This window comes from Flavobacterium lacustre, assembly GCF_027474525.2.
GTDB classification, from domain to species: Bacteria; Bacteroidota; Bacteroidia; order Flavobacteriales; family Flavobacteriaceae; genus Flavobacterium; species Flavobacterium lacustre.
Genome location: NZ_CP114882.2, coordinates 1,871,318 through 1,894,070, shown reverse-complemented (window position 1 = coordinate 1,894,070; position 22,753 = coordinate 1,871,318). Strand labels below are relative to the sequence as shown.

14 protein-coding genes and 1 tRNA gene are annotated in these 22,753 nt (G+C 36.9%); 12 read left to right on the top strand and 3 right to left on the bottom strand.

The features are described from left to right. The first annotated feature begins 92 nt into the window (after positions 1-92). The 3 genes from O6P34_RS08265 (at position 93) to O6P34_RS08255 (ending at position 12,966) form a co-directional block, all read left to right on the top strand. Positions 93-6,869, top strand: coding sequence for a DUF8202 domain-containing protein (locus O6P34_RS08265; RefSeq protein ID WP_269684041.1), 6,777 nt, complete (start codon positions 93-95; stop codon positions 6,867-6,869). 557 nt (positions 6,870-7,426) lie between these two features. Then, positions 7,427-12,616: a DUF8693 domain-containing protein gene (locus tag O6P34_RS08260; RefSeq protein WP_269684040.1), complete on the top strand. Its 5,190-nt coding sequence runs from the start codon at positions 7,427-7,429 to the stop codon at positions 12,614-12,616. Between the two features lie 113 nt (positions 12,617-12,729). Next, entirely contained in the window at positions 12,730-12,966 is a 237-nt protein-coding gene (locus O6P34_RS08255) for a hypothetical protein (protein WP_269684039.1), read from the top strand. A gap of 68 nt (positions 12,967-13,034) precedes the next feature. Here the strand turns inward: O6P34_RS08255 and O6P34_RS08250 are convergent, their stop codons facing one another. Then, the gene (locus O6P34_RS08250) at positions 13,035-13,487 is read right to left on the bottom strand and encodes a DUF4442 domain-containing protein (protein WP_269684038.1); all 453 of its coding nucleotides are present in this window, start codon (positions 13,485-13,487) and stop codon (positions 13,035-13,037) included. Between the two features lie 232 nt (positions 13,488-13,719). On the opposite strand from O6P34_RS08250, the gene O6P34_RS08245 reads away from it, so the two are divergent. From O6P34_RS08245 to O6P34_RS08225, 5 genes are all read left to right on the top strand, one after another. Then, on the top strand, positions 13,720-14,175 hold the full coding sequence (locus tag O6P34_RS08245; RefSeq protein WP_269684037.1) for a DUF4870 domain-containing protein: 456 nt from the start codon (positions 13,720-13,722) through the stop codon (positions 14,173-14,175). A gap of 75 nt (positions 14,176-14,250) precedes the next feature. Then, positions 14,251-14,580, top strand: coding sequence for a PadR family transcriptional regulator (locus O6P34_RS08240; protein ID WP_269684036.1), 330 nt, complete (start codon positions 14,251-14,253; stop codon positions 14,578-14,580). A gap of 5 nt (positions 14,581-14,585) precedes the next feature. Then, a complete protein-coding gene (locus O6P34_RS08235; protein ID WP_269684035.1) occupies positions 14,586-16,325 on the top strand; it encodes a PspC domain-containing protein in 1,740 nt (579 codons plus the stop codon). Positions 16,326-16,327: 2 nt separating this feature from the next. Next, a complete protein-coding gene (locus O6P34_RS08230) occupies positions 16,328-17,068 on the top strand; it encodes a head GIN domain-containing protein (protein WP_269684034.1) in 741 nt (246 codons plus the stop codon). An 87-nt stretch (positions 17,069-17,155) separates the two neighbouring features. Then, the gene (locus tag O6P34_RS08225; protein WP_269684033.1) at positions 17,156-17,989 is read left to right on the top strand and encodes a GIN domain-containing protein; all 834 of its coding nucleotides are present in this window, start codon (positions 17,156-17,158) and stop codon (positions 17,987-17,989) included. Between the two features lie 76 nt (positions 17,990-18,065). On the opposite strand, the gene trxB is transcribed toward O6P34_RS08225, so the two are convergent. Continuing rightward, positions 18,066-19,013, bottom strand: a complete 948-nt coding sequence (gene trxB, locus O6P34_RS08220; RefSeq protein WP_269684032.1) for a thioredoxin-disulfide reductase — start codon at positions 19,011-19,013, stop codon at positions 18,066-18,068. Positions 19,014-19,143: 130 nt separating this feature from the next. Next, positions 19,144-19,218, bottom strand: a tRNA-Pro gene (locus O6P34_RS08215). 502 nt (positions 19,219-19,720) lie between these two features. Here O6P34_RS08215 and O6P34_RS08210 point away from each other — a divergent pair. The 4 genes from O6P34_RS08210 to dapB are packed head-to-tail and all read left to right on the top strand — an operon-like array spanning position 19,721 to position 22,746. Further along, entirely contained in the window at positions 19,721-20,488 is a 768-nt protein-coding gene (locus tag O6P34_RS08210; RefSeq protein ID WP_269684031.1) for a ParA family protein, read from the top strand. 3 nt (positions 20,489-20,491) lie between these two features. Continuing rightward, entirely contained in the window at positions 20,492-21,391 is a 900-nt protein-coding gene (locus O6P34_RS08205; RefSeq protein WP_269684030.1) for a ParB/RepB/Spo0J family partition protein, read from the top strand. Continuing rightward, positions 21,391-21,951: a DUF5683 domain-containing protein gene (locus O6P34_RS08200; RefSeq protein ID WP_269684029.1), complete on the top strand. Its 561-nt coding sequence runs from the start codon at positions 21,391-21,393 to the stop codon at positions 21,949-21,951. The genes O6P34_RS08205 and O6P34_RS08200 overlap by 1 nt, the downstream gene beginning before the upstream one ends. Positions 21,952-22,008: 57 nt before the next feature. Beyond that, positions 22,009-22,746, top strand: coding sequence for a 4-hydroxy-tetrahydrodipicolinate reductase (gene dapB, locus O6P34_RS08195; protein WP_269684028.1), 738 nt, complete (start codon positions 22,009-22,011; stop codon positions 22,744-22,746). Positions 22,747-22,753 lie beyond the last annotated feature (7 nt).

The following is a 22,753-nucleotide window of genomic DNA, read 5'->3' as shown; positions in this document are numbered from 1 at the left end:
TTCAATAGATTTAGTTGATACAACACGTTCCTTATACATTTAAAAGCGATATAGCCCCCAAAAAAATATTTGCCCCAATACGACAAAAAAACATGCACAAAACTACGCCCCCAACAAAATTCTTATTTACATTACTTTTCTTTTTTCTCGGTTTTATCGGGTTTTCACAAACCTCGCCACAAACCTATTCAACATCTGGAACATCTACTTTTACCGTTCCTGCAGGAGTAACAAGTATTACATTTCAGTCTTGGGGAGCTGGTGGTGGTGGTTCTAATAGAAATGGAGCAGCAGCTGGTGGTGGTGGTGGTGCTTTTGCAGGAGGAACTATTACAGGACTTACAGCTGGGGATATACTAACAATATTCGTTGGAGCAGGAGGAACAGCAGGTGTTACAGGACAAAACACTACAATTACCATTAACACTACACCTACCATCACAGCCAATGGCGGGGCTAGTTCAACAGGTAGAACTGGAGGTAATGGAGGGGCAGCATCTACAATAGCAGGTTTTATTACCAGCTCTTTTGCCGGTGGTAATGGTGGAAATGCAAGAGGAAGTAATAATGGTGGTGGTGATAATGAAGGTGGTGGTGGTGGTGGTGGCTCTGCTACAACATTAGCTAATGGTGTTAATGGCGGCAATGGTGGTAATACACAGGGAGGAACTGCTGGAACGGGCTACGGTACTGGTGGAGTTGGAGGTGCAGCTGACGGTTCGCCAGATGCTGGTGCTGGTGGCATAGGTGCTGGTGGCGGTGGACGTGGTGAAGCAGGAGGAAGTTCTAAATCAGGAGGAAACGGCCAAGTAATATTGAGTTGGGTAGTAGTACCATGTACGACATATATTTTATCATCTACAGCAGCAAGTTCCGCTATTTGTGCAGGAACTACCGCTACAATCAACCTTACTGGTCTTGCTGCCAATTTGCCTACTGGTACATACACCGTTACTTATGATCTGGGAGCACCAAATGCTGCTACAGGCCTTACAGCTTCAATGACAGTAAGCACAGCTGGCACAGGTTCATTCACTACTGCCACAATAGCCAACAGTGGCCCAACAGGCATTACCATAACCAACTTAACAAAAAGTGGGTGTAGTTCAAGCATTAGTGTATTGAACACTGCAACCATAACGGTTAACTCATTACCAACAGCCAATGCAGGAAGCGCACTCACGGCTATTTGTCAAGGAGGAACTACAGCTGCTTTAGGAGGTTCTTTTGGTGGGGCTGCTACAAGTGCCACTTGGTCAACAACCGCAGGAGGTACATTTGCAAACAATACAGGAAATTCACCGGGAGCAGCAACCTGGACACCACCGGCTAGTTTTACAGGAACAGCTACTTTAGTTTTAACTACTACAGGTGGATCTTGTACAGCAGCAACGGCATCAAAAACACAAGTGGTTAATGCAAACCCAACTATTACTATAGGAACTGCTCTTACAGCCATTTGTCAAGGAGGAACTACAGCTGCTTTAGGAGGTACTTATGGAGGTGGTGCTACAAGCGCAACATGGTCGACAGGTTCAGGAGGATCTTTTGCAAACAATACAGGAAGTACACCAGGAACAGCAACATGGACACCACCAGCTGGCTTTACAGGAACAGCTACTTTAGTTTTAACTACTGCAGGCGGATCTTGCGGAACAGTAACTGACTCAAAAACACAAATTGTAAACCTTGCTCCTACTGCCAATGCAGGAAGCGCACTCACAGCTATTTGTCAAGGAGAAACATCAGAAGGACTAGGAGGTTCTTTTGGTGGGGCTGCTACAAGTGCCACTTGGTCAACAACCTCAGGAGGTACATTTGCAAACAATACAGGAAATTCACCAGGAACGGCAACCTGGACACCGCCAGCTGGTTTTACAGGAACAGCTACTTTAGTTTTAACTACTGCAGGCGGATCTTGTACAGCAGCAACGGCATCAAAAACACAAGTCATTCAAGAACCTACTGCTAATGCAGGTAGTGTTCTGGCAGCAATTTGCCAAGGAGGAACTACAGCAGCATTAGGCGGATTATTTGGAGGAAGTGCAACAGGTGCAACTTGGTCAACTACTTCAGGAGGAACATTTAACAACAACGGAGGATCAACACCAAATACAGCAACCTGGACTCCTCCAGCCGGTTTCACAGGAACTGCTACACTAGTCTTAACCACAACAGGAGGTTCTTGTGGGACAACTACGGCCTCAAAAACACAAGAGGTAAATATACCCCCAACTACGGCTACAGTAGGAAGTAATCAATCTGTCATAGGATTAGTTTCAAATGCTTTAGGAGGAAATACCCCAATCACAGGTACAGGAACTTGGTCTAGAACATCCGGACCTGGCTCTGTTTCTTTTAGTGCTATTAACGCTGGTTCTTCAACCGCTACCGTAACTGCATACGGAACACAAGTATTGCGCTGGACCATTACCAATGCCCCTTGTACGGCAAGTTTTGCCGAAATAACAGTAGTCTATACAGCGCCTCCAGCTCCTGAAATTAACGTTAAAGGAGGTACAAATACTATTAGTGATGGTGATAATTCACCAAGTACATCAGACTTTACCGATATTGGCTCAACAGCAATTGGCGTAGGGAAGACAAGCACTTTTACCATAGAAAATACAGGACCAGGTCCATTAGCAGTGGGCGCTATAACATTTACTGGTGCTAATAGTACTGATTTTAGCGTATCCATAGCGCCTAATGCCACCGTAGCAAGCGCAAGCAGCACTACTTTTACAGTAACCTTTACTCCGTCTGGTACTGGAACAAGGGATGCTGTCATAAATATTGCAAATGATGACAGTGACGAAAATCCGTATAATTTTTCAATTAGAGGAAATGGAGACACAACACTTACAAAAGGGCCTGGTGGTGTTATAACCCCTTTACAATTATGGCTTCGTGCTGATTTACTTAACGGTACAACCAGCATTGCAGACAATACAGCCGTTTCAACTTGGAACACACAAGCTAAAGGATCAAATGCCATAAAACCAGCTGCCGTTGGTGCTCCTGTTTATAAAAACAATGCTACAGCAAACATCAACTTTAATGCAGTTGTTGATTTTACAAATAATTATACTACTTCACCACAAGTATACACAGATAATGATCCTAATAGACAATACTTGAAAGGAGCTTCAGGATTTTATAGCAGAGATATATTTGCCGTAGTGTTACCCGATGCAACAATGACCTCTGCAACAGCAAGTAATGATATCTTTTGTGGAGATCGAAATTCAAGCACAAACGAAACTGATGGAACTGGAATTGGTTATGGAGCATACACAAACCGATTTACTAACGAGGTATTGACCTATGCAGTAGGAACGACTAACGGACCGGGTAATGGCTACGGAGTTGCACAGATAGGCACAAATATAAGTTATTCAACAGCGGGAATCATAAACGCAAGTAATAATGCAGCAGGTAACGGCACTAACCTTAGCTTTAACGCAAATGCATTAACCACTTCTGTATCAGATTCAGGAAGTTTTGCAACTGTTACAAACAGCCAATATTGGATTGGTCGTAGCGAAGGATGGGATGGTAGTTTAGATGGTAGAGTAGCTGAAATCATCACTTTAGATACCCGTGCAACTGATGCACAAAGAAGTAATATTCAAAGTTATTTGGCAATAAAATACGGAATCACATTAGGTGTTAATGGTACATCCATCAATTACACAAATTCTGATGGAAATACTATTTGGAACAGAAATACTGGAATAACAGCTAATGATGTTTTTAACTTTGACATTGCCGGTATCGGTAGAGATGACATCTCAAAATTAAATCAAAAACAATCAAAATCAATCAACACTACAGATGACATAACCATAGGACTAACAGATATTTACACAACAAATACTGCCAACCCTAATACCTTTGATACAGATAAAAAATTCTTAGTATGGGGTAATAATCATGGTACACTTGCTGCACAGCCTGCAGTTATAGTAAACATAAGTTCCGGAATAACTTCGCCAAGCACATTGGTAAGTGAGGTAAGTTTTATATCTGTAGGACGAACTTGGAAAATAGTGGAAACAGGTGGAAACATACCTACAACAAAGGTATCAATCCCTACTACTATGCTATCTGCAACACTGACACCCCCGGGAGATTACTTAATGTTTATATCAAGTACCCCTAATTTCGATCCGACTGCGGAATATCGAGTAATGAAAGCAAACGGAGCCAATCTGGAAACGACCTATGATTTTGACGGTACAAAATACATCACTTTTGGTTTTGCACCAGAAAAAACATTTGAACGTTGCATCAAATTTGATGGCACAGATGATTATCTGGATGCCGGTAAAGTATTAAATTTAAATACTGCCTTTACGGTTTCGGCTTGGGTAAATAGAAATAGCACTGATAAAACTATACTTTCAAAAAGAAACAGTGGTTTTTCAGAAGGTTACGATTTAGGTATTAATGCCGCCGGAAAAGCGGAGATGAGCTGGATGGTAGGATCAACAAAACACACCATTACTTCTAGCGCTGTAATCCCGGTAGGAACATGGCATCACATAGGGGTAATCTATAATGGAACAACTGCAAAAATGTATATAGATGGTATAACAAATGTAAGTGCTAGCATGCCTAATGTGCCTTCAACAACCCAATCATTCTTGATTGCTGCTGCAGACGGAGTAAATCCAACCGCTTTATTTAATGGTTCAATAGATGAAGTTCGAGTATGGGATGTAGCCCTAAGTGAAGCCCAATTCCGTTATGTGATAAATCAGGAAATTCAAAAAAATGGTACTCTGACAAACGGAAGCATTATTCCTGGTATCATCACATTAAATGACATTAGCAGTATACAATGGAATAAACTAAGTGCTTATTACCCGATGTCAACCTATACGTACACAAACGCAAAAGATATTTCGGATAATAACTTTACAGCAGCGCTAAGAAACTTAACTACAGTAGACAGACAAACAGCTCCGCTACCGTATGAATCAGCAGCTGATGGATTGTGGCAAACCGCAACTTCATGGATGAACAATACCGTACAAGATTTACCTTATAGTAAATCTATTGAAGATGCAAGTAAAACCATTGACTGGAATATTGTAAAAATAACTCACAATATTACTTCGCAAGGAGATAAAACCGTATTAGGACTTTATGTAGGGGTTGTAACAGGAAGCAAACTTACCGCTACAACTACCTCAGGGTTACAAACTGATGGGTCCAAAATTGAAGTAACCCATTATTTGAAACTAGACGGAACAATTGATTTGGTGGGAAGATCACAATTAGTTCAAACAGAAGGAAGTGATTTAGATACGTCAAGTGCAGGATCTATCAAAAGAGACCAACAAGGTCAAGCCAACAAGTTTAATTACAACTATTGGAGTTCGCCTGTAGGCCCTGTAAACAATGCGTCAAACAATAATCCATACACTGTAGATAGTATTTTACGAGACGGAACAAATCCTTCAAGCCCAGGACCTATAACTTGGATTGGCGGATATGATGGCGCATTAAGTCCGTTTAGCTTAGCGCGTTATTGGATATATAAATTTGATAATTTAGGAAACGCATATGCCAACTGGACAGCAATTAACGAAACAGGATTGTTAGATCCAGGAAAAGGATTCACGCTTAAAGGAGCAGGAGTATCCGGAACACAAAATTTAACTTTTATAGGAAAACCTAATAACGGGACAATAAGCAATACGGTTGGATCAAAACAATTATTATTAACCGGAAATCCATATGCTTCCGCTATTGACGCAAATCAATTCATCACTGACAATAGTTCCTCAATTACTGGAACATTATATTTCTGGGAGCATTATCAAACCAATAATTCCCATAATCTAGCAGAGTACCAAGGCGGTTACGCCGTTAAAAATTTTTCCGGAAGTGTTGGTCCAAGCTCTCTTGGTGTTAAGTTTATTAGTGGTACTGGTACATCGTTAAAAAATGCGCCAAACCAGTACATCCCTGTGGGACAAGGTTTTTTTGTAGTAGGTAAAGATAATGGCGTTGGTGCCCAAAGTTCTGTTACTTTCAGAAATAGTCAAAGAGCTTTTGTCAAAGAGCATAATCCAACTGGCTCTCAAAGTTTATACCGTATACCGGCAAAACCAAAAGAATCAGCACACTGGACCAGTAGTAATGAAGAACCTGTTGAAAAAGATACATATAAAAGAATCCGTTTAGGCTTCAATAATTACAATCAAATCTTTCACAGACAAGTAGTATTAGCTTTTATGGAAGACAAAGCGAATAGTGAATTTAATGATGGATACGATGCCAAAAACATTGATAATGTAGTCAATGATATGTATTTGGTTAACGGAACCAATAAATTAATTATTGAAGGGGAAGGCTATTTCAATAAAGAAGCCTCCTATCCTATTGGTGTAAAAAACAATACAGAAGGAACTGTAAGTTTTATAATCGATGGTTTAGAAAACTTTGATGAAAATCAAGTAGTTTTCCTTTATGATGACGAAACCAAAACATATCATGACATTCGCACGGAACCTTATGAAGTTGTACTTCCACGAGGAGAAAACAAAACCCGTTTCTCTCTTCGTTTTACTGATAAAACTTTAGGAATTGGCGAGGAAGAGGTAACTTCTAATGAAATAAAAGTAGCGTATGCTCAAAACTCGAAAGTGCTTACTATTAACAATACCATTTTAGATACACCTGTCGAAAAAGTAACTTTATATAATATTAATGGTCAGTCTACAGGTACTTGGGAAGTAGATAATCAAGACCAACAAAACATTCAACTAACCATTAAAGGATATAGTGCTGGTGTTTATATTGCTAAAATTAAAACATCAAAAGGAGTTGTTAATAAAAAAATCATTATACCATAACTTGCACTAAATTTCTAATACAATAAAAAACCGTCTCAAATATTTGAGACGGTTTTTTTTATTAAAAAATCAACCCAAAACAACAACAAACTACATTTAAAACTCTAATTAACAAAACAATACAAATGAACAGATTCATGTCACCACAAAGAATACAGTCCTTTATTTGAAAAAAATAGTAATACTTTACCTACTTTTAAAACAAAAACAGGTGTATTTCGTCCGATTAATTTGCTTTTTATCGGATTTTAAAAATAAAATTCATATTTTTGTAGTGTTATAAATAAAAGCGTATGGATAAAAAAATACCTTTTTTTTAAATTTCAGATTACTTTATTCGCAAAGCCCCACTGCTGAGAATAATCTGAGAAGGATATTAAAGCTAAGTAGACTTTATACTTAGAAGAGATAAAAACAGCATTCAAATCCCATTTTTAAGTACTTAAAATTATATCGCTCTTTCTAAAAGTGTAATATAAATTTATTGATTATTTGCTCAATATAAATTTCACAACTGATTATTCATTTTTATTCATTGCTTTTAATCCCCCGAAAAAATGAAAAAAACTACTTTATATTTTCCCAAAATAATTGGTACAGTAATATTCTTGTTCATTAGTTTTTTAAGTTATGGGCAAACACAAACTTTTACAACCTCAGGCACTTTTACTGTTCCCAGCGGAATTACCACACTGCAAGTAGAAGCTTGGGGTGGCGGTGGAAAAGGTGGTACCAGAACGAGCAATGGAGAATCTGGTGGCGGTGGCGGTGGCGCATACGCAAAAAAAACAGTTACAGTTATTCCAGGAACAACATATAATTTACAGGTAGGTACAGGAAGCAATTCTACTGCAGCCGGTGGTGATTCTTGGTTCATGAATAGCACCACTATTTTGGCAAAAGGAGGAAATAGTGTTGCAAGCAATAGTTCAACTGCCGCAACAGGTGGATCTGCTGCTACATCAATTGGTACGCTTAAATTAGCAGGAGGTAAAGGAGCCGATGGAACTACAAATAAATACGGCGGCGGCGGCGGATCTTCCGCTGGTATTTTACTAAATGGAACAGATGCCACAAACGCTTCAGGCGCAATAGCTCCAACAGGCGGAGGTAAAGGCGGTAATGCAAGATCCGTAGATACAGGAAGCGGAACTGTAGGAAGTGTTCCTGGCGGAGGTGGCGGAGGTGCTTATAGAATTGGTTCTGGAACTTCAGCCGGAGGAAATGGAGCAAATGGTCAGGTAAAATTAACTTGGGGACCACAAGAAATTAACGTAGAAGGAAATAATAGTACTATTGCAAATGGAGACAATACTCCATCAAGTGCAGACGGAACAGACTTTGGATCAGTTGACGCCAGTTTGGGAACAATAACAAAAACGTTTACAATCCAAAATATTGGTTCCAGTAACTTAATCCTCAGCACCATCAGTATAAACAGTACGGAATTTTCAATCACGGCAGAACCAACTTATCCTGCAACAATAACAGGTGCAAGTAGTACTACTTTTTCAACAACTTTTAACCCTACAAGTTCAGGAACCAAGACGGCAATTGTCAGTATCGGAAATAACGATAGTGATGAACTGTTATATACTTTTACAATAACAGGATCTGGAACCCAAACCTTTTATGATAGTGATGGCGACTTAGTCTTTGACAACATTGACATAGATGACGATAACGATGGCATCAAAGATGAAACCGAAGAATTAAATTGTGAATCAGCGAGTGCAAACAGAGTCAATTACAAATTCTTGAACGAAACATTTGGAACCGGAAACAGAACTACTATTAATACCACATATGACGCCTACTCTAGCTATTGTTATGAAGATGGAACCGCAGGAACCAATACGACAGATTGTCCCGATTTAAGTACTACCGATTTAAATGATGGAAAGTATACCGTAGGATCAAGCGCACAAATTGCGTCATGGGCAGCAAGCTATTGGTACTTAGGAAAAGATCATACCACACCTTCTGACCCTAACGGAAGAATGGCACTTTTTAATGCTTCATATACACCGGGAATTTTCTACACTGCACTAATAACTGGTTCGTTACCAAATGTTCCGATTACGTATAGTTTTTGGGTAATAAACTTAGATAGAACAGATGCTCCGGGAATCGCAACCCGATTAAGACCCAATATCAAAGTAGAATTTAGAGACCTCAACGACAACTTATTGGCTACTATAACAACTAACTCCATTACGGCGGATGGAAACTGGCACCAATTTACCTCATCGACATTATCCTTTAATGTAAGTGCTTTCAAAGTTATTTTTATCAATAACGAAACTGGAGGTACTGGTAATGATTTAGCCATTGATGACATTCAAATCACACAAACTTTATGCGATTTAGACTATGATGGTGTGGCTGATTTATTTGACTTAGATGCGGACAATGATGGTATAGAAGACGTCATTGAAGTAGGTTTAGGGAATTTAAGTAACGGAAAAGGAAAGATTAGTACCGCTTGGGCAGACACTAACAACAATGGTTTACACGATAGTGCAGAAGCAGCCGCTACCGTTGCTGCTATCGATTCTGATGGAGATGGCGTACCCGATTATATTGATTTAGATAGTGATAATGATACACTTTTTGATGTGGATGAATCAGGTGCGGGAAATACCAATGCGCCAACAGGCTATATCAATGGCGATGGCGATAGCACAGGTGACGGAAGAGGTGACGGATTAGAATCGGAAGCTTTCAGAAGTAAAGACACCAATGGTGACGGAATTATAGAAGGCTATGGAGATGGAATACTGGATCTTTATGATTACGGAATAGTTTCTGGAGCCACCACATCAATTAGTCCGGCTAATTTTCAGATTGCCTACGGAAATTTAGACCAAGGAACCACAACCGCACCTTACCTAAATTACGTTTTAGACACAGACAGTGATGGAATACCGGATTATCTGGATGTAAAATCCGACGGAGTAACTTTTGACATTTCAAAAACATTGTTTGCCAATTTAGACACTGATGCTGACGGAATCATTGGAGCTTCCGGATACAAAACTGATAGCGACAAAGATGGAATACTCGATTCTTTTGATACAAATACCGCTTATTTTGGTTCTCCAAGAGACTTAAACAAAAAATTATACCTTGATTTTGACGGAAGAAACGACTACGGCCAAAGTACCGCAATACTTGGAGGATTAGCCAGTGCAACCCTCATGGCATGGATAAATTTAAATGCAACATTTGCTGACGAAGGTGTAATTATTGGACAAGATAAATTTCAATTGCGAATTACAGCTGCCAAAAAACTCGAAGCAGAAGTAAATGGAACCACTGTTACATTCGGAACAGCCTTAAGCAGTTCTAGATGGTATCATGTTGGGGTAGTTTACAACGGTGATACCATACAATTATTTTTGAACGGAACTGTAGTGGAATCCCAAGCAAAAACTGGAGCTATTGATGCAGATGCATCCTTGCTAACCATCGGAAAAGCCCCGTTAATAAGTACAAAATATTTTAAAGGAAAAATAGATGAAGTACGCGTTTTTAACATAGGACTAACCGACTCTCAATTCCAACGTATCGTTTATCAGGAAATTAATGAAAATAGTATCCAGTTAACAGGAGCTATAATCCCTAAAGAGGTAGCAAAAGCAACCGAAACGGCAGTACCATTTGCCAATATGATTCGTTGCTACAGAATGGATGCTTACAAAGATGACGTCATAGACGATTTGAGTACCGCTGCTATTGACCTTACAGGAACAAAAATAGTCAATCATAAAAACATATATGTTCAAGAAGCACCAATGCCTTTTTTGACCGAACGAGACGGTGATTTTGCAACAGCAGTCAATAGCACAACAAAAGAAATTGCAGGGCAGGATATAATGGATCAAGATTGGTCTATTGTAAAAGTGCAACACAACATCACCGAAACAGCAAACAATATTGATTTAGGAATGTTGGTAGATGCGGGTAAAAACATCATCATCAATAATGATAACAAAATACAAAATGATTGGTATTTAAAATTAGACGGAAAAATAGATTTAGTTGGTCAATCTCAATTGGTACAAACCATAAACAGCGATTTAGATGTAGCAAGTTCCGGTTCTATAGAAAGAGACCAACAAGGACAATCCAACAAATACAATTATAACTATTGGAGTTCCCCGGTGAATCCCGTAAACACAACCGGTAACAATACGAATTATACCGTTGCCGAAGTAATGAAAGACGGAACAACAACTACACCCCAAAACATTACTTGGGTGTCAGGATATGACGGATCATTAACTACTCCGATAAGTTTAGCCAACTATTGGATATTTAAATTTGAAAACAATTTGAGTCTTTATGCCAATTGGATTCAAGCTGGACAAAGCGGCGCATTGCGAGTTGGGCAGGGATATACTTTAAAAGGATGTGGTGTTTCAGGAACACAAAACTATACCTTTACAGGAAAACCAAATAACGGAACGATAACTTCCAATACGGTTTCTGCCGGCCAGTTATTACTAGTAGGAAATCCTTATCCGTCAGCATTAGATGGGTATGCTTTCATCGAAGACAACCTGAATACTATAAACACAACGCAACAAAACGGTCTGAACGGAAGCTTATATTTCTGGGAACATTCCTCCGACAACAACACCCATATTTTGGTTGATTATAAAGGAGGTTATGCCGTTCTAAATTTATCTGGAGGTGTAGCACCTGTTGTACCAACCGGAATTAGCGGTGTAGGTTTAAGTGCAAAAATCCCGAAACAATACATTCCGGTAGGACAAGGATTCTTTGTCTACGGGAAAACAGGCGGCGGAGGTCCCGTAATTTTCAACAACGGTCAACGAAGTTTTCAAAAAGAAAGTGATATTCCTGCTTCTGCCGGTAACACGCTTTTTAAAACAAATACAACCAGCAAAAAAGCAAAAGTAGTAGTCACTAATACAAATGATCCGGTAAAAAAAGACACAAACAAAAAAATTCGTTTAGGATTTAATTCCTATAATAATTACCACCGTCAAGTCTTGTTAGCTTTTATGGGAGAAAAAGCAACCAGCGGAATCGATTATGGATATGATGCACGTAGAATGGATAATTATCCTAATGATATGTATTTAATAAATGGAAACGAAAAATTAGTAATAGAAGGAGAATCTGTTTTCAATAAAAAATCAAGCTATCCTATTGGGGTAAAAACAGCTACAGCCGGAGTTGTCGAGTTCAAATTAGATTCTTTAGAAAATTTCAATAAAGAACAACCAATATATATTTATGATGACGAAACAAAAACCTACAACGACATTCGTGAAAATGGATATAAAGTAACACTTCCACAAGGAGAAAATAAAACACGATTTGCACTTCGATTTAATGACAAAGTAAAAAGTAATACCAATGGAAACAATAGAAATAATGGCAATTTTGAAAATGAAGATCAAGATGAAAATAAATCAGAAGCGAATGGTACTATAGAACAAACCGTAACTGATAATCAAAATAACGATTATGACATTACGATTACACATCTTCAAGAAAGCAACATGCTGATCATCAACAATACAAAACCAGATATTACCGTAGAAAAAGTAACACTGTACAACAGCATTGGTCAGTCTGTCAATAGTTGGGAAGTTGGACAGCAAGAACAACAAAACATTCAAATTCCAATTAACAGCCTTAGCACAGGAATATACATTGCCCAAATTAAAACAACAACCGGAATAATCAGTAAAAAAATCATACTGAAATAGCCGTTTGAAACAGTAAACAGCGCTTTAAGTGAATTTTAATTTAACTTTAAATAAGTATTTGTTTTTTATTTTTATATTTGACAGATAGTTCATTACCCTAAAAAAACAATAAAATGAAAAAAATAATTACCCTTGTAGCACTTGTTTTGTTCACAATAAATATAAATGCCCAAGAAGCAAAAACAAGCACTACCGAAAAAGCTAAAAAAGAAAAATGTTGCTCCAAAAAAGAAACTAAGAAAATGAGCGCAGAAGAAATCGAAAAATGTCAGGCTAAATGTAAAGCAGAAGGTAAAAAATGTGAACAGAACACCAAAGCATCAGGAAAAAAATGTTCTGCTAAAAAATAATACCTTATAAATTTTAATAAAAAATGCCTCTGAATTCAGAGGCATTTTTGTTGGTACAAAACCGATATTTATTTTACTCTGACGCTCCATTCAAAATCCATTTCGGATACTTGTATGCCTTTTTCATCGGTTCCAATAGATTTCATCCAGAAGGTCTGCCCTTCCCCATTCGCAATAGTTTTCTGAATGGCTTCCGCTATTAAATGCCCATCTTTACAAACAAATGTGATGCGTCCAGTAGCTTTTTTGGTGAAATTTCCTTTATTATTAGCGACCAACATCGAAATTTTTCTATCGCTTTTTTGAATTTGATACATCACCAAAGCTCCGGTGGAGAGTTCTGCAGCCATTGCTTGCACCGCAAAATACATGGAGTTAAATGGATTTTGATTAATCCAACGGTGCTTCACGGATACTACACATTCCGTTTCATTAATTGCTTTAACACGAACACCACAAATAAAAGCCGAAGGCAATTTGAACAATAAAAATTGATTGAGTTTAGAGGCTGTAATTTTCATTAAAATGGATTTTATGGTAAAAATAGTTAAAAATTAGCCTGCTCGTTTTAATACTTCAATTATTTCGAAAAACAACAACAAACACAAGGCTTTAGAACGTAATACTGAAAATAAACAGTCCCATTTCACATTTTAAATTTGTTAATATTTTGTTAATATTTACTACTATGCGAAACAAGATACTGTCTTTTAGATATATATTTGCATAAGAAATTACTATATACTTTTAATCATGGAAACAACTACCGAAAGAAACACTGCCACATTTACTCATTTGAGTGCCTTAAGCCAATATATAATTCCGTTTGGAAATTACATATTCCCAATACTTATCTGGACTTCCGGTAAGGACAAATCAGAATTTGTAAATCACCACGGAAAAGAAACGCTAAATTTCCAATTGAGTCTGTTGCTGTATTCTTTGGTATTGGCGATAATCGCAATTCCAATTTTAGTATTCACCATATTCAAAAATATTCCATTCCAAAAGTTGATACATCACCATGATTTTGTTTTTAATGATTTCACTTTTGGAGACAATATCGGAATCATTACAATAGGACTGGTTTGCGTTTTTATCTTCTTCGGATTGAAAATAGCAGAATTTTTTCTCATCATAAATGCTTCCATAAAAGCCTCAAACGGAGAAAAATACAAATACCCGCTGACCATACCTTTTATCAAATAAAAGCCAAATAGTAATCACAAATCATCAATCAAAAAATGAATAGTTTAATCATCAAAAAAATCAAAAATCAGCATTATGAACATTGAAAACACAAAAGCACAGATGCGTAAAGGTGTTCTCGAGTTTTGCATCTTATCCGTTCTAAAACAGAAAGATGCGTACACTTCAGAAATATTAGACACTTTGAAAAACGCAAAATTATTAGTCGTGGAAGGAACAATTTATCCGCTGCTTACCCGACTTAAAAATGACGGATTACTCAACTACCGTTGGGAAGAATCAACATCAGGACCACCACGAAAATATTACGGCCTGACCGAAATTGGACAAACTTTTTTAAATGAACTCAATGGCACTTGGACCGAATTATCTGATGCCGTAAACCTAATCACCAACCAAAAATAATAGTCATGAACAAAACTGTAAATATAAACCTAGGCGGAATGTTCTTTCATATCGATGAAGATGCATACCAAAAATTAACACGATATTTTGATGCCATAAAACGTTCTTTATCGAATTCATCCGGACATGATGAAATCATAAAAGATATCGAAATGCGTGTTTCGGAATTATTGACCGACAAACAAAAAAGCGACAAACATGTCATCGGTTTAAAAGATGTGGATGAAGTGATTGCGGTAATGGGACAACCGGAAGATTACATTATTGAAGATGAATTGAAAGAAGCTCAAACCAATAACAACTCTTCAAACAGAAAGTCAAAAAAACTGTATCGCGATAAAGAAAAAGGAATGATTGGCGGAGTTGCATCAGGATTGGGTCACTACTTTGGAATTGATGCCGTTTGGATTCGAATTGTATTGATACTATTAGTTTTCGCTGGATTTGGAACTGGTATCCTGGCCTATATCATCCTTTGGGTGGTCACTCCGGAAGCGATTACCACATCCGAAAAACTGGAAATGACTGGTGAACCGGTTAATATTTCGAATATCGAAAAAAAAGTAAGAGAAGAATTTGAAAATGTCTCCGGAAAACTAAAAAATGTAGATTATGATAAATATGGCAACCAAATAAAAACGGGCGCCAGCAAATTAGGAAACTCATTTGGTGATTTTATCATGAGTGTTTTTAAGGTTTTTGCAAAATTTTTAGGAATCATTTTAATCATAAGTGGTTTTGCAGTTCTAATTTCTTTATTCATTGCCGTATTCACTTTAGGCTCTTCTTCTTTTATTGATGTGCCATGGCAAGGTTTCATTGAAGCCGGAAATTTCACCGATTACCCAATTTGGTCGTTTGGTTTACTGATGTTTTTTGCAGTAGGAATCCCGTTCTTTTTCTTAATACTGTTAGGTTTTAAATTATTGACACCCAACTTAAAATCAATAGGAAACATTGCAAAATATACGTTGTTAGCCATTTGGTTAATCGCAATTGCTATACTAATTTCTATTGGCGTAAAGCAAGCATCAGAAATAGCATATGATGGAAAAACAGTTCAAAAACAAACCATTAATTTAATACCAAATGATACTTTGTATGTAAAATTCAAATACAATGAATACTATACAGATGATATCAATGACAGAGATGAATTCAAATTTGTACAAGACTCTGCTAACCATGAGTTGATTTATTCTAACAATGTAAGTTTAAGAATTCTTCATACAGATGAAAAGCTGCCGTACATTCAAATCGAAAAAACAGCAAAAGGAAAATCATTTCAAGATGCCAAACAAAGAGCTGAAAAAATAAATTACGGAGTTAAAATTGAAGGAAATCATTTAATTTTAGACAATTATATCCTGACAGAAGTTAGCAATAAATTTCGCGGTCAGGAGATAGAACTCTCTTTATATTTACCGGAAGGAACTTTGCTGAAACCAGATGCTTCTGTTGAAAATTACGACCGTTCTGATGATGAATTTTTCAATATGCATTACAGCTCAGACAACTATGTTTATAAAGTGGAAAGCTCTCAAATTAAATGTTTGAATTGCCCGGCCGATGAAAATGAATATAATGATGTTGAAATAAATGAGACAGACAATGATAGTATTCAAACCTCTGTTACTATCAACAAAGAAGGCGTTTCTGTAAAAAATGACACCATCATTAACTCAAAAAATAATATTAAAGAATTAAAGATTAATAAAGACGGTATTATTATTAAAACCAACTAGTTATGATCAAGCTAATCACATTACTCACAAAATTGATTATTGTTGCCTTAACAGCATTATTTTTTGCCTCTTGCAACAACATTATCGGTCATAAATCAATTGAAGGAAGCGGAAATGTAACTACCGAAAAAAGAATTGTTCAAGGCGATTTTAAAAGTGTAGAAGTCAGCAACGCTATAGATGTCGTGATAGAACAATCGGATAAAACCGAAATTATAGTCGAAGCCGATGATAATTTACAAAAAGGAATCACAACAAAGGTAGAAAACGGAAAACTGATTATTGCCTGCGATTACAATTCTTTCACAGATGTTTCCTCGAAAAAAGTAACGGTAAAAATGCCAATTATAGAGGATTTAGAAACTTCGAGTGCAGCATCAATTACAAGTATAGGAACTATAAAAGGAGAAAATATTCGTTTACATTCCTCTAGTGCCTCAAATATAAATGCTACCGTCAAAGCGGATACCATAAATTGCGATTCCAGCAGCGGAAGCAGTATCAACATCAACGGTCTGACTTTGCAACTAAAAATAAGTGCTTCCAGCGGCAGTACTATTGAAGCGAATGATTTATTAGCGAACGAAATAACTGCAGACGCATCGAGCGGAGGAACAATAAAAGTGCATCCTATTGTAAGTCTGAATGCGGAGGCCTCAAGCGGAGGTACTGTTAACTATAATTCAGTTCCAAAATCAATTCAAAAGAATACAAATTCAGGCGGAAGCATCAATCAGCAATAAGAATTTTTCTGCTAAAATTATAAAGAAAATCATCCATCAAAAGTGGATGATTTTTTTATATTTGTAAACATCCTAATCCAAATGAAAATGAAAAAATACGCTACCATACTCCTACTCGTTTTAGTGACTACTATAGCTTTGGCACAAAAAAAAGAAAAAATAAAGGGATCAAAAACGGTAACAACAGAACTTAAGGAAGTAGAGCGTTTTAATGCTTTGGAAGTAGCCGATAATCTGGAAGTTTCGCTGGAAAGAGGAGAAAAAAATGAACTAAAAATTGAAGCCGATGACAATCTTCACGAAATCATTTCAGTTGAAGTAAGAGACCATATTTTGCGCATATCTACATCAAAAGAAGCCGTAAATTATAAAAAGCTAATGGTAAGAATCACTTATACAAAAGATTTTAATAGTGTGACCGCTAAAGACAATACGATTATCAATGCTATACAAGAGCTTCAATTGAACGACATTTCATTCAAAACACAAAATTATTCACAGCTCTATTTGAATGTCAATGCTAAAAATTTTATTTTACAATCTGATGACAAATCAAAAATAGAACTTAATTTAAAATCGGAAAATGCGACTATTGAATTGAGTAAAAATGCGGCTCTGAAAGCATTGATCAACAGCGTGGATTTGAAATGTGATGTATATGAAAAGGCCAATGCAAATCTTGAAGGTGATGTTACAAATGCAGTGATACGCATGGACAATAATTCGGTTTTAACAGGAAATAAACTGACCGTAAAAAATGTGGATTTAACTACCGAAAGTTATAGCAATTGTAGCATTTTTGCAGAAACTACGATTACTATTGACGCCAAAGAGAAATCGGAAATCCAACTTTTAGGAAATTCAAAAATAGAAATAAGACAATTTGCTGACGAAGCCAAACTGCTCAAAAAATTAAAATAGTAAACAGCTTATAAAAACAAAAAGTCCTGATTATAAACTAATCAGGACTTTTTTATACCATACTTTTTGCTGTCGATTATTCTTTTGCGGCCAAATAACGTTCTGCATCAAGAGCAGCCATACATCCAGTTCCTGCGGCAGTAATGGCTTGACGATACACATGATCGGCAGCATCTCCTGCAACAAAAACACCTGCAACATTGGTTTTTGAAGTTCCCGGCGTATTAACAATATATCCGGTTTCATCTAATGTCAGATACTCTTTAAAAATATCGGTATTGGGTTTGTGACCAATCGCAACAAAGAATCCTGTTGCCTCAATATCAAAAATTTCGCCTGTTGTTTTATTTTTTGCTTTCACACCGGTAACCACTTGTTCGTCCCCTAATACTTCTACAGTATCGTGATTCATAAGTATAGTAATATTTTCCGTTTTGCGAACACGTTCTTCCATGATTTTTGAAGCTCTGAATTTCTCGCTACGCACTAACATGGTTACTTTTTTACAAAGTTTAGACAAATAATGTGCTTCTTCACAAGCAGAATCTCCAGCTCCAACAATTACTACTTCTTGGTTTCTGTAGAAAAAACCGTCACAAACTGCACAAGCAGAAACTCCACCACCCATTTTTAAATAATGCTGTTCCGATGGTAATCCTAAATATTTAGCCGAAGCACCTGTTGAAATAATTACTGTTTCACAATGCAATTCGATGCTGTCGTTAATCCAAACTTTATGAATATCACCTGAAAAATCAACCTTTGTAGCCCAACCATCACGAACATCAGCACCAAAACGCTGCGCTTGAGCTTGTAATTGCACCATCATTTCAGGTCCTGTAACACCATCAACATAACCCGGGAAATTTTCTACTTCATTTGTAGTGGTCAATTGACCTCCAGGCTGCATTCCTTGGTACAAAATGGGATTCATATTCGCTCTGGCGGCATAAATTGCTGCAGTATAACCTGCTGGACCAGAACCTATAATAAGACATTTAATTTTTTCGATTGTATCAGACATAGTAAAGGTGTTTTTTATATTTTAAACAGTACAAAAATAAGGCATAATTAGTAGAATACAGAAACCTAATAATCAGTTTTTGTTATTATGCAATAAAAAAATCCCTCCTGAATACACAGAAAGGATTTTGTCGGGGTGGCAGGATTCGAACCTGCGACCTCCTGCTCCCAAAGCAGGCGCGATAACCGAGCTACGCTACACCCCGAAAGCGGGTGCAAATATAGAACTATTTTTTACTTTTGCAAAATAATTTCAGAAATAAGAGCTAATTTTTAATGAGTAAAAGTAAACAGAAAAAATAAGGTTCTAATAGGCCTAAATAAAAACCGCAACCTTTTATATTAAGCTAATAACGGCATATTGACATTAATTGCTGATTTAGGTATTATTGTAACCAAAATTCAAGTCGTTAATGTTGCAAATGGCCTAGCCCAAATGGAAGTGGAAAGCTTCGCCGCTGGAGTTCCTATTTTTTTCCAGACAGAAAAGAGCGACCAAAGGAAGCTCCTTTTATGACATTGAAAAAAAAGGAACTCCAGCAAGAACTTGTAACGCACAGTTGGAACAGCTCCTGAAAAAGAGTCTTACATTTATAAAACACAAATCGTTCAAATGGCGAGGAATCAGACTTTAACAAATGTTAACAAAATAGATTTTCAAAAACGATAATTAATTGTATTTTTACGGTTCAAAATTTAGAAAAATAAATGGGCAAAATCATCGCGATTGCTAATCAAAAAGGAGGGGTTGGAAAGACTACAACATCAGTAAATCTAGCCGCTTCATTGGGTGTTTTAGAAAAAAAAGTATTACTAATAGATGCTGATCCTCAAGCTAATGCCACATCAGGCCTGGGTATTGATGTTGAAACTATCGAAATAGGAACCTACCAAATTTTAGAACACAGCCATACTCCCAAAGAAGCTATTATAAAATGTACTGCTCCAAACGTGGATGTAATTCCGTCGCATATCGACTTGGTTGCGATAGAAATTGAATTAGTCGACAAAGAAAACAGGGAGTACATGCTTAAAAAAGCATTGGAAAGCATCAAAGACGATTACGATTATATTATCATAGATTGCGCACCTTCACTGGGATTACTGACTTTGAATGCACTGACAGCGGCTGATTCTGTAATTATTCCGATTCAATGTGAATATTTTGCATTAGAAGGTTTAGGGAAGCTTTTGAATACAATCAAAAGCATTCAAAAAATCCACAATGCAGATTTAGACATCGAAGGATTATTATTGACCATGTTTGACTCCAGATTGCGTTTATCAAACCAAGTGGTCGAAGAGGTTCAAAAGCATTTTAACGATATGGTTTTTGAAACCATAATTCAAAGAAATGTAAAATTGAGCGAAGCACCGAGTTTTGGGGAAAGTATTATAAATTATGATGCCACCAGCAAAGGAGCTACCAATTACCTGCATTTAGCGCAAGAAGTGATTAAGAAAAATAGCAAATAATTTATGGCAAAAGCACTGAAAAAACAAGCCTTAGGAAGAGGATTATCTGCCTTGTTGAAAGATCCGGAAAACGATATAAAATCGGTTAACGACAAAAATGCGGATAAAGTTGTTGGAAATATTATAGAGCTTGAAATTGATGCTATAGAAATAAATCCGTTTCAGCCCAGAAGTAATTTCAACGAGGAATCGTTAAGAGAACTGGCAACTTCTATAAAAGAATTGGGGGTGATTCAACCCATTACCGTTCGAAAATTAGACTTCAATAAATACCAATTAATTTCGGGAGAGCGACGTCTTCGGGCATCTACCTTGGTGGGACTGACTACTGTACCCGCTTACATCCGAATTGCTAATGACAACGAATCCTTGGTTATGGCCTTGGTGGAAAATATTCAGCGTCATGATTTGGACCCGATAGAAATTGCACTTTCGTACCAAAGATTGATTGATGAAATTCAATTAACTCAGGAACAAATGAGTGAACGTGTGGGTAAAAAACGCTCTACGATTGCGAATTATTTGAGACTTTTGAAACTAGACCCCATCATTCAAACAGGAATTCGAGACGGTTTCATCAGTATGGGACATGGTCGCGCTATAATCAATATTGAAGATCAAGATATTCAAACTGATATTTATCAAAAAATTGTAAGCCAGAATCTTTCGGTTCGGGATACGGAAGCTTTAGTAAAAAACTACCAGGAAAGTTTAAAACCAAAACCGGAAGGAAAAGCTAAAACAGCCTCTTTTGATATTAATGATGCTCAAAAAAATACATTCAACACCTATTTTGGAACTAAAGTAGACGTTAAAGTAGCCGGAAATGGGAAAGGTAAAATTACAATACCCTTTCAATCCGAAGAGGATTTGAACAGAATCATCAAACTAATAAACGGATAGTGCATAAAATCATTTCCATAGGGCTATTCCTTTTTATTTTAGGAAACGCAACCGTTTTTGCACAAACAAAAACGGATACAGTCCTTGTCGCAAAAGACACTTTAAAATCGAATGATATTGACCCGTTAACTCCGGCAAAAGCAGCTTTTTATTCGGCAGTTTTACCGGGTTTAGGACAAGCCTACAATAAAAAATACTGGAAAATCCCACTTGTTTATGGTGCGATGGGAACCAGCCTCTATTTTTACATTGACAATAATAAAAAATACCATCAGTATCGTGATGCGTACAAACGCCGATTAGAAGGGTACACCGATGATGATTTTAGCTACTTAGATAAAACCCGATTGATTGCGGGTCAGAAATTTTACCAACGAAATAGAGATTTATCTGCTTTAATCACTTTAGCTTTTTATGCCTTAAATATCATTGACGCTAATGTTGATGCAGCTTTAATACAATTTAATGTCGACGAAAATCTATCGTTAAGACCAATAATCTATCCGAATGATGTAACATTCAAAACAAATGTTGGACTAACTATTAATTATAATTTTTAAAGAGTTGATAATACAACAGTCTACGCTTTAATTTTTAATTTCAAATATAAAAAATAAATGAAAATTGCGCTTTTAGGATACGGAAAAATGGGTCAGGTAATTGAGAGAATTGCTACAGAAAGAGGTCATGAAATTGTTTTGAAAAAAGACGAATTTAATACCTATGAAGGATTGTCTGATGCCGATGTTGCCATAGACTTTAGTGTCCCATCTGCTGCTGTAGATAATATTTCAAGTTGCTTTCATGCTAATGTTCCGGTAATTTCAGGAACAACAGGCTGGTTAGACCGTTATGACGAAATGGCGGCACTTTGTACAGCAAAAAATGGCGGATTTATTTCTAGTTCAAACTTTAGTTTAGGCGTAAATATTTTCTTTGAATTGAATGAATATTTAGCCAAAATAATGGCACAATTTGATTCCTATAAAGTAACCATGGAAGAGATTCATCATACCCAAAAACTTGATGCGCCAAGCGGAACCGCAATTTCATTAGCAAAAGGAGTAATTGAAAACAGCAATTATACAAACTGGACATTAGAAAATCCGGATTCCAATCACCCGAGCGATAGCGAACTGGCGAAGCAAATTCATATCGAAGCTAAAAGAATAGGAGATGTACCGGGCACACACACCGTGACTTATGAATCTGTAGTAGATGCTATCGAAATAAAACACACCGCACACAATCGGGAAGGATTTGCTCTGGGTGCCGTTATTGCTGCAGAATGGATTGTGGGGAAACACGGAATATTTACAATGAAAGACGTATTAAATTTAGAACATAAAAAATAGACAAAAG